Here is a 9,697-nt window from a genome sequence, read left to right as displayed (position 1 = left end):
CTCGTCCTCCACGAACGATGTCGCGTCCAGCCAACTGCCGCGTGCCACCGCCACGGAAACCGCTGCTCCTCCGACTTTCGTCTCTTCCCGCCCCGACAATTGCCACGAAGCGTAGAAAGAAGGTCACTGGTAAGCAACCCCCGACGTCGGGGGCGGACGCAACAACGTTCGCACAACCCCCACCGAGGGTGTGGAGCGGGTAGGGCTCAGGTAGGCCACAGCCCGTACAGGGTCCCACCTTGACCACCAAGGCTGCTACTCTCCGCAGCCAAAAAGCGGCCGCGGACCGGACATCTATCCTCGCTCTGCGCGCATATCGACTGCACCGACGGTGCACCAACCGCCCCGGAAACGCCCGCGCGATTTCTCCCTCGAAACGACGCCGAGGCGATAGCCTTTCGGCGGTCCCTAACCCGAACATCCCTGTAGTCGATATCGCATCGCTGGGTCGACAGGCGGAAACCCCCCACCCCGCCGGTCTCATCCAGCGTCCCACCAACGCCTGCCTCGGGGGTCCCTTCCGTGTCCGGTCAGCCAACAACCAGCGCGGTCGTCAGCCGCTCGCGAGAACCTCATTCGGCCACCAGGGCGGCGTTGCCCCCGACGCATCCCCGGCACGATCCCCCGGGGGGGAAAGGGGCATCACGATGAGTGGCGCCCGGGATCCCCGATCGTCAGACATGTTCGACACGACCGCTTGGAAAATGTTCTGGCGGATTGTCGAAAACTGCCCGGTCGCGGTATTCGCCACCGATGCGGAAGGCCGGTATCTCTTTGTGAACCGACTGTGGTCCGAGTTGACCGGCGTTACCCGCGACGAGGCGGTCGGACGGGGATGGCAACGCATTGTCCATCCCGGCGACGTAGCGAACGTCGGCAGCCGGTGGCGGCACCTCGTCACGCACGGCGACGGGTTTTCGATCCAGGTCCGGTTGATCCGGCCGGGCGAACCGCCCTGCGACGCGGTCATGCAGACGGTGGTGACCTCGGCAGGGGACGGTAGACGACGGATCGTCGGCACCCTCACCGTGCCGTCGGCCAGTGCGTTCGAGAACGCCGCCGGGCCGGTGACGGGTGTGCCGATGAAGGGTGCGCCAGTGTCCTCGCCGCGGCTCCAGGGGCGTCGCTCCCCGATCGGCCCATCGTCCGCGGACCAGCCCGATACCGACGACGTCGCTGTCCGGGAGCGAGCCGAACCCGACGTCGCTTCCCGCGAACCGACGTCTCACAAACCGGCGCATCACGAAGCGACGCATCACGAAGCGGCCGATCTCGAACACCTTGACGACGAGCAGGCCGAACTCGACCGCCTTCACCGTCGCGAGGCGGCTTTCGAACTCGCCGCTCTCGATCCCGACCTCCTCGACGGACACCTGCTCGGTCATGATCTCCTCGGCTTCCAGGCCCTCGCCGCCGATGGGGTGCCCGCGGGCGATCTCGACGGGTTCGGCGTGTTCGACGGACCGGACCCGTTCGACGGACCGGACCCCTGTGATCTGCCGGACCAGTCCGACCAGTCCGACCGGGGCGATCGGGGCGATCGGGGCTGGGAATGGTCTGTTCCGCTTCCCCGCCGGCCGGTTCCCGGCGAACCGACGCCAGGCCGGGAGACATCCCGCGAATCCACCGAGGATCGGCCCACGGTCGGGTTTCCCCGCGGGACGCTCCCGCCTGGAGCGGAGTGGCGCGCGGCCGTGGCCCTGCATCGCAGCGAGAACGACGACCTGCGTCCCTTCGGACGCGCCAGGGGCTCGAACCACACCTGTGGCTGCCTGTTCTCCGAGGCCCGACGGATCGAGGAGGCATGCCGGGACCGGGAACGCTGGCTGACGACCCTGCTCGCCGAACTGACGACCGCCGTGCTCATCGCCGACCGGGACGGGCGTGTGGTGGCGGTGAACCAGGTGTACTGCGATCTGTTCGATCTGGCGGACCTGCCCGTCGACCTGGTCGGAACGGACTGCCGGCTGCAGCTGCGTCCCCGGCCCGGGCTGGTGGACGATCCATCCGGATTCGCGACGCGCCTGGACATCCTGCTCCGCCGACGGCGGACGCTACGCCGGGAGACGGTGATGTTCGCCGACGGACGGGTGTTCGAGCGTAGCCACATCCCGCTGACCGCGGCCGACGGCTACCGCGGCCATGTCTGGCTCTACTGCGACGTCACCGACCGCCGGATCCTGGAGGCTGAGATCGAGGGACTCATCTCCGGACTGTGACCGAGCGGGGTGGAGGGCGGTCCGGTCAGTAGACGCCGCCGTAGTGCCGGGCCTGCAGATCCTGGGCCTGGCCGACCCAATCGTCGGAGACGATGCGGTCACCGAAGCCATCCAGCCGGTGAGCGAGCCGCTCGACGTCGGTATCACCCATTTCGGCCAGCTGGCTGAAGGTTGTGATGCCCAACGCCCGCAGCCGGGCCTCGATCACCGGGCCCACGCCGACAATCTCCTTGAGCTTGTCGCCGCCCGACCGCACGGGATCGAGGAGACCGTTCCACCGCGGCGCGGGTTCCAGCACGACCCGGCTACCCGTGCCCGGCTGGCCGCTGGCCCCGTTCGTTCCACCGGTGCTCTTCACACCGCCGCCACTCCCCTGACCACTCGACGGCGGTCCGCCCAGGGCCGGTGGCCGGTTCTTCGTGGCAACGCCGCTCGCCTGGACCGTCGCCCCCGAGACGTTCGGCTCGGGCGACAGGGCCAGACCGTGCGCGGGCAGCGCGCTCTTCGACGGCCCCGCATCGTTCGGGGTGACCGCGAGGTTCGACGGGACCACGCCGCCCGCGGCAGCAACCCCGACCGCCTCGGCGGCCTCGGCAGAGGGGGCGGCCTCGGGATGCTCGGCACCGGCTTCCTCGTCAGCGGAGGCCTGGCCCAGAAGCGCCTCGGATTTCGCGATCCGCCCCAGCAGGCTGAGCCGTTCGGCCGCCCATTCGGCCTGGTGCCGATCCAGCCGGGTGGTCATGGTGGCCACCTGGCGTTGCGCGTCCTCCGCCTCCGTACGGGCCATGGCCAGCCGGGAGGAGAACTTGGCCGCCCGGCCCTCGGCCTCGACGAGCTGTCTGCGCAGCAGCTCGGCCTCATGGGCGAGCTGCGCAGCCGAGGGGCCGACGGGATCACCGCCCGCCCCCGGAGAGCCCGCCGGCACCGGGCCGGCGGCACCCGAACCGGCCGGGAGGGCCTGGGCCGCGCCGGGTGTCACGGCGTACGCCCGGGCCCGCAGCGCTGTCTCGATCTCCTCGACCCGGGCGCCTGCGATCACAGCATGGCGCTCCGCCTCGGCGATTCGCCGTTCGGACTCCGCGGCACGCTGTTCGGCGACAGCGAGCCGGGCAGTTAGATCCGCCTTCTCCAGGGCGACGTCGTCACGCTGCCGGCGCAACCGGGCGATCAGCTCGGCGGCCTGCCCTGTGCCCGTGCCGCGGGCGCCCGAATCGGGGACACCCGTGTCGGCGTCGCCGGTGCCTGCCGGCACGGCATTCCCGGCCTCCGCAGCATTCCCGGCGTTCACCCGGTTCACGTCGTTCGCGGCTGCCGCCCGATCGGTCGACGGGACCGCGCCAGGGCGGGATTCGTCGAGCTCCGGGCCGGTGCCGGCCGGCGCCTCCCCCGATCCCGCCCGATTTCGCGCGGCGTCGGCGTCGGCGTTGCGGGCCTGCCGGCGCAGCGGCGCGATCAGGAAGACCCATGCCAGCGCCGCACCAATGAGCATCGCCACCAGCACGTACGCCAGGATCTGCCCGGCGAGGTACAGCATGGGCTGCCAGCTTCCTTACCGCGGTGGGTCGGTCGAGATCACACCTGCCAGCGGGAGTGACATCTCGGTACGAAGGTTGTGGAAAGTGGAGCCCCCCTCGGCGCCATCCAGGTGGTGACCCGGTCGCCGCCGCAAGGCTCCCCAGCATTATTCGCAACGCCCGACATCGACCGCACCCGGGGAGGTTCAACCGTTGGCCACGTCGATCTCCCTGGGTGGGAAATCACCGTTCACGGACGTCAGACGACGAACAGCACCCCAGGGAGGAGCCTGGAAAGACAACCACGAGGGCCGCCCGTCGGGAACATTTCACGCCAGCTGGTCACCAGTCCAGACAGCATGCCCCAACGAGCCGTCAACGTGCGTGGTCTCCTCCCCCGTGCGGGGGTGACCTCCACCGCGCGGGGGTCACCCCCGCGCACTCAACATCCGCGTCTCCGCCGGGGTCAGAGAAGATCGGGGAGCTCCTGAGGCGCGAACCACAGCAGTTCGAAGCCCTCGACGCTGTCCACGGTGAAGGCGGCGTCATCCCCACCGAGATCGGCCTCGACGATGCACTTCGCCGCCGCCGCGACCGCCGCGACGACCTCCTCGTCGTCTCCGTCGTCGACATGGATGGCCTGCGCGGCCGACCACGGCACCGGGAAGTCCACCTCGACGGCACCCCGCTCAAGATCGTCGCGTACCCGCACCTCGCCGTCCGCGACATCGGCCACGAAGACCACGCGCCGGCGCGGCGCGGACGGGTCGGCGTCCAGCAGTCGCAGGCTCGCCCGGCCGGCGTCGTGCAGCGCCGCGTACTCCAACTCCTCCTCGGACTCCGACTGGGCGTACCACTCACGCGTCGCTGGGGTGACCGCGAATCCGGTGCCTGGGGGGATGCGCGCGGATTCCCAGACCGATCGGGCGACGGCCAGCGTGGACGGGAGATAGATGCGCACCCGCTCAGTGTGCAACCAAGCGGGGCGAGCCGGCCACGAGGACCCGGTCAGCCACGGGAACCCGGTCAGCCGGCCAGGCCGAGCCCGAGCCGGCCCCCCTCGCCTCGGCGTCGTCGGTGGCCCCGGCCACGCCGGAACGGGCGGAACGGGCTGCGACATGCAGGGCCTCGCCCGTCGTACGCAGCGCCGTCTCGAACACCTGGGCCCGCCGGGTCAGATCCATCACGTTTCCGCCGATGACCTCGAGGTCCTCCGGACCTGGGCAGAGCACCGTCACCCGGGTGCCCGCCGCCTCCACCATCTCGACCTCCCGCATCAGCCGGCGGGTGGCGGCCCGGCGGACCTGGCGTTCGACCCGGGCCACCGTGCCACGGGGTCGGTCGAGTTGGAACGAGCAGGCCGGGGCGAGCACCAGGATCTCCGCGAGGCCCGCGTCGGCAAGAAGATCGACCGATGCGGGCGATCGGGTTCCGCCGTCGACGAACCGCTGGCCGTCCACCGCGACCGGGGCGTACCAGCCGGGAATGGCACACGACGCCATCACCGCCTCGGACAAGGTCGCCCGAGGCGCATCGGCCACGCCGAACAGCACGCGCTCACCGGTGTCGAAGTTCATGGCCACCACCCGCAGCGCGGGCCTGGTCGGCCACTCGGTCGGATCGAGGCCCTTGCGGTCCATCGCCGCGGTCACCAGATCGCCGACCGCGGAGATCTTCCCACGGCCCTGTGGAAGCATCGCCGCCAGCGTGACCATCGGCGAGGACCGCCGGGGGTGCCGGGCGCTGACCGTCAGCAGCCTCGGTGAGCCCATGCGCATCCGGGGGCGCGGCGGTAGGGAGGCACCGAGGTCGCGGTAGTCAAGAACGGGATCACCCGCCTCGTAGATCCCCCGCTCGGAATTGGCCATCACGTCGATGCCGATCCCCAGACCGAGCAGGGCCGCGACCACCGAGCCAGCGGACGTGCCGACCACCAGGTCGGCTCCGCTCAGGTCGCGGCCGGTCGCGGTCTCGACCGCCCGCATCGCGCCGATCATCCAGGCGGAGCCGAGCACTCCACCGGCCCCCAGGACCAGACCTCTGCGTGGGGCCCGTTTCCTGGTCATAGTCCACCTCCCGGCGCGGCGACCGGGAAGGGAGACGCATCGCGCTGGGATGCCCGCCGCCCGGCATGCTCGCTGCCATGTGGGCCGCCCGGTCGCACCTGGGCCGGGCCGCCCACGAACGGCGTGCCCGCCGCGTCGGGACGGCCGGGGATGGGCCAGTAGCAGTCCACGGTCCGCGTTGACCGTACCTTGCTGCTCTCGGCGCTCGAAGCGCCCGGGCAGTCCACCGGACTACTCCGGCGGCTCCTCGCTACTCTCTTCGGGGAAACTGGTCTCCAGCACTCCCCAGTTCCGCAGCCGCTCTGCGAACTCCTGGGGGGTCGTGTCGTGGAGCAGGGCGAGCGCACGCACGTCGCCATCCCGGATGGACAGCACGCGGCCGGCGTAGTCGTCCCGTTGGCGCTGGATCTGGGCGACCCACCGACGAACGAGAGCAGAGGAGTCCGGCGGAGCCTCGCTCAGCTTCTCCAGGTTGAGCACCGTACGTGGGCGACGCTCCCGCGGCGGCAGCTGATCCTCGTTGGGCAACAGCGCCGAGACCGGGACTCCGTAGAATCCCGCGAGTTCGGAGAGCTGATGCACGCTGATCATGCGGTCACCGCGCTCATAGGAACCAACGGCAGCGGTCTTCCACCGCCCCCGCGACTTCTGCTCCACTCCCTGCAGCGACAGACCCTGCTGTATCCGAATCGCCCGCAACCGGGCGCCCACGGCCTTCGCGTACTCTCGGCTCACCCGACACACCCCCAGCCGTCTCGAACGAGCATCACGTACCTCTCGTCGCGCCCATAGGAGATCAAGGTACGACTCGTGCGGCGCTGGCGAGGCATGCTCCCACTAACGTAACGTTGCCGAAAGAGACCGCTCACAGATACATATACGATGCTACGTTGCGCAACTTTCTCGTGCGACTTCTCTCGCATCTCAGACTCTATGAATTAAAAAAGTTACTCTATGTAGTAAATCTTATAAGATCGAAAGCTATCAGCAAGATCCCTCTCACGACTTGACCGAAGTCCCTCCACATAGCGATGCCCCTAAATTGCTCGCCGTAACCGCTCCCACTACGCCGGGATGATGGCGCGAATACTTTATGTCACGGTTACGCCAAGGGCGTAACCGTGAGTTGCCGACACCGCGCGAGCGATCAGCCGAACGGCAGCAGGCCCAGCGGCAGGCTCAGCAGGGGATGCGGCTCTGGCTCGTACGTCGGGACGGCCCGCCCGCCCACCAAGATCACCGGGTTCACCAAGATCACCGGGCCTGGCGCCGCAGGCTCCCCCGCCGACGGCGGGGGAGCCGCCGGGCGGCCAGCTCCCTGATCGCCAGCCGGGCCGGGGAGGTCGGAGCGATGTCACGCAGGAGCTGTCCGGCCACCTGGGCGGCGTCCAGCCCGGCGAGGTCGTAGGGCACCAGGGCCACCGGCTCGGTCCCGGTGTGGCGCAGAATCGCCCGACTGACCTCGCGGGCCGGGTCTGCGCCCACAACTGAGGCGCGCAGCCGGTTCACCACGACAAGCGGGTCGACGGCGGGGACGGTCTCCCGCAGGTCGGACAGTCCCCGCACGAACCGGACCAGACCGACCGGTTCGGCGGACGCCACCGCCAGCACGACGTCGGCGGCGCCCAGCACGGCTAGCGTCGCTCCGTTACGCCGGGGCGCGGAGGTGTCGAACGACAGTTCCTCGTCCGTCTCCAGGCAGAACCCGCAGTCCACGACGACGAAGGACGCCAGACGCCGGGCCATCGACAGCACGGTCTCAACGGATGCCGGGCGTAGCTCGGGCCACCGCGAGGGGCGGGAGATGCCGGGCAGCACCCGCAGGCCGCCGCCCAGATCCCGGCACAGTACGGCGAGCCGGGGCACGTCCAGCAGCCCCTGGTTGGCCGACCGGGCCGCCGCGGCCAGACCGGGGGCCTCCTCGAGCAGGCCGACGAGCTGCCCGACCGCGCCGCCGTAGGAGTCGGCGTCCACCAGCAGGGTGGAGGTCCCCAGCCCGGCGAGTTCGGCGGCCAGGCACAGCGCGATCGTGGTGCGTCCCGGCGCGCCGGCCGGACCCCATACCGCAATCACCCGGCCCACCCAGCCGTCGCCCGGTTCGATCGGCCCCACACCGTCGGTGACGTCGATGGCCGGGGCGAGCGGCCCGAACCCGACGAGTGGTTCGCTGTACGAACCGGACGCCCAGGTCGCCGGCGCGGCCGCGTTCGTCGCCAGCGCCCGGGATGCCTCGACGACCGCTCCCGCGATGACCTCCGCGGTGGCGTCCGAGGGGATGACCGCGGCCACGCCGAGTTGCCGCAGCCGCCGGTCGCCGTCCTCGTCGCCGGGGGCGGTCAGCCCGACCACCGCGATGCCCGCCATGGCCAGGCGGGTCAGCGCATCCCGGTCGAGCCGGCGCAGGTCCGCGGACAGCAGGGCGGCCCGGGCCGCGCCGGTGGTCGCCGCGGCCAGCAGGTCCGGCAGGTCGACGCAGCGGCGCACCACCGTAACCCCGAGGTCGCGACGATCGAAGGCCGAGACCAGGCCGGCCTCGACCATCGCATCGGTGACAGCGGTGAGGATCGGCAGGCTCACCGGCCGTACCCCGGCACAGTGGTCGGTCCCGTCGAGCCGACCTCACCGCGGGAGTCGCGCTCAAGCTTCACGACGTCGACCCGCTCGCTCTGCGAGGCCGCGACGGCCTGGATGGCGTTGTCCACCGGCACGCGCAGCGTCAGCGAACGGTCCCCGCTGGTCAGCTTCTCGAGGCTGACGAACTCGACGTCGTGCAGGACCAGCGCCTCGGCCCCCGCACCCGCGGGCGCGGCCGGTGTGCTCCAGCCGGCCTGCTGATCGCCCCCGGTAGTGCTCGGCGCTGCGGCGCCGCTCTGGAACACGAAGACGTCCACATGGTCACCCGGTCCGAGGGTCGGCAGCCGCCCGGCCTTCACAATGATCGGCACCAGCCGCGTCGGCTGGGTGTTCTGGCCGGCGAAGTCGGGTCCGCTCACCAGCTCGCCGGTGTCCACCGGCCGCGCCAGGGTGGCGCCGATCAGGTCGTCGAGACGGCTTCCCGGGTAGTAATGACCCGAGGTCCTCTCGTCGAGCCTGGCCGATACCGTGGCGAGATCCCCGGCAACGATGATGTGCCCGGCCGGCAGGTCCACCTTGGCTACCACCCACTGGCGGGTCGCGTCCGCGCTGGCGAACAGCCGCGCCCCGACGACCACCGAGACGAGCACGAGCAACACCCCGACGAGCAGCCGGGAGTCGCGCCACCGTCGGCGGGTCAACCGACGGGCCGGGGGTGATGTCGGTGGCGGGGACGCCTCCGGGCGGGCCGGTGCCGCGGCGAGCTCGGTCACCGGGAGACCCCCCTCTTCTCCTAGCCGGACCATTGGTACATGTTCGCACCTTCCGGTCGCAGAGCGTACGCGGTCGTCGGCCCTGAGCCCAGCCAAACCAGCGAGGAATCGGCTGCGGACCGAACGGGATCCGTCGACATCTGGGCCATGCAGGCGCGGATGGCGGACCAGTCCAGTACCTGCGAGCACGGGCTTTTGGCGGTATCCGCGTGCACTTATCCACAAGCAGACGCATCCGGACGCGATGAGCGGTAGTATCTCTGATACACACATGAGGAGAGACATCCGCCCTCAGAAGGAGGACTTTGATGAACGACCGCTTCCTTCAACTCAGCGATGTGGCGGACATCCTCAACATCTCCTCCAGTCAGACCTACGCGCTTGTCCGCTCGGGCGAGCTCCCCGCCATCAAGATCGGGGGGAGGGGCCAGTGGCGGGTGGAGCGCACCGAGCTGGAGGCGTACATCCAGCGCGCCTATGAACAGACCCGGGCCTTCGTCGCAGCCAATCCGATGAGCCGTAACGAGGCTCCGCCCGAGGCCTAGCGGGAG

The 9,697-nt window shown here is 70.3% G+C and carries 8 protein-coding genes; 2 read left to right on the top strand and 6 right to left on the bottom strand.

From position 1 onward, the window contains the following. Positions 1–647: 647 nt before the first annotated feature. Entirely contained in the window at positions 648–2,219 is a 1,572-nt protein-coding gene (locus AC08OX_RS10675) for a PAS domain-containing protein (protein ID WP_476607666.1), read from the top strand. A gap of 25 nt (positions 2,220–2,244) precedes the next feature. On the opposite strand, the gene AC08OX_RS10670 is transcribed toward AC08OX_RS10675, so the two are convergent. From AC08OX_RS10670 to AC08OX_RS10645, 6 genes are all read right to left on the bottom strand, one after another. Further along, positions 2,245–3,753: a hypothetical protein gene (locus AC08OX_RS10670; protein WP_476607665.1), complete on the bottom strand. Its 1,509-nt coding sequence runs from the start codon at positions 3,751–3,753 to the stop codon at positions 2,245–2,247. 446 nt (positions 3,754–4,199) lie between these two features. Then, entirely contained in the window at positions 4,200–4,694 is a 495-nt protein-coding gene (locus tag AC08OX_RS10665; RefSeq protein WP_023839918.1) for a DUF6912 family protein, read from the bottom strand. A 4-nt stretch (positions 4,695–4,698) separates the two neighbouring features. Continuing rightward, positions 4,699–5,799 (bottom strand): patatin-like phospholipase family protein, encoded by a 1,101-nt coding sequence (locus tag AC08OX_RS10660; RefSeq protein WP_476607664.1) that lies wholly within the window; start codon positions 5,797–5,799, stop codon positions 4,699–4,701. Between the two features lie 231 nt (positions 5,800–6,030). Continuing rightward, positions 6,031–6,534, bottom strand: coding sequence for a transcriptional regulator (locus AC08OX_RS10655; RefSeq protein WP_462187080.1), 504 nt, complete (start codon positions 6,532–6,534; stop codon positions 6,031–6,033). A gap of 519 nt (positions 6,535–7,053) precedes the next feature. Next, positions 7,054–8,376 carry a CpaE/TadZ family protein gene (locus AC08OX_RS10650; RefSeq protein ID WP_476607663.1) on the bottom strand — a complete coding sequence of 441 codons (1,323 nt, stop codon included), beginning with the start codon at positions 8,374–8,376 and terminating at the stop codon, positions 7,054–7,056. Then, positions 8,373–9,146 (bottom strand): SAF domain-containing protein, encoded by a 774-nt coding sequence (locus AC08OX_RS10645; protein WP_476607662.1) that lies wholly within the window; start codon positions 9,144–9,146, stop codon positions 8,373–8,375. The genes AC08OX_RS10650 and AC08OX_RS10645 overlap by 4 nt, the downstream gene beginning before the upstream one ends. Positions 9,147–9,454: 308 nt before the next feature. Here AC08OX_RS10645 and AC08OX_RS10640 point away from each other — a divergent pair, with 308 nt between their 5' ends. Further along, positions 9,455–9,691 (top strand): helix-turn-helix domain-containing protein, encoded by a 237-nt coding sequence (locus AC08OX_RS10640; protein WP_476607661.1) that lies wholly within the window; start codon positions 9,455–9,457, stop codon positions 9,689–9,691. The last annotated feature ends 6 nt before the right edge of the window (positions 9,692–9,697 follow it).

It is taken from the genome of Frankia sp. CoBUL1, assembly GCF_978021245.1.
The sequence above is the reverse complement of the archived record's forward strand: the minus strand, read 5'-3'. Positions and strand labels throughout refer to the sequence as shown.

Bases quoted from the DNA above. Each gene is read 5' to 3' on its own strand.
- AC08OX_RS10670 (WP_476607665.1), bottom strand. From the start codon at position 3,753: ATGCTGTACCTCGCCGGGCAGATCCTGGCGTACGTGCTGGTGGCGATG.
- AC08OX_RS10660 (WP_476607664.1), bottom strand. From the start codon at position 5,799: ATGACCAGGAAACGGGCCCCACGCAGAGGTCTGGTCCTGGGGGCCGGT.
- AC08OX_RS10675 (WP_476607666.1), top strand. From the start codon at position 648: ATGAGTGGCGCCCGGGATCCCCGATCGTCAGACATGTTCGACACGACC.
- AC08OX_RS10640 (WP_476607661.1), top strand. From the start codon at position 9,455: ATGAACGACCGCTTCCTTCAACTCAGCGATGTGGCGGACATCCTCAAC.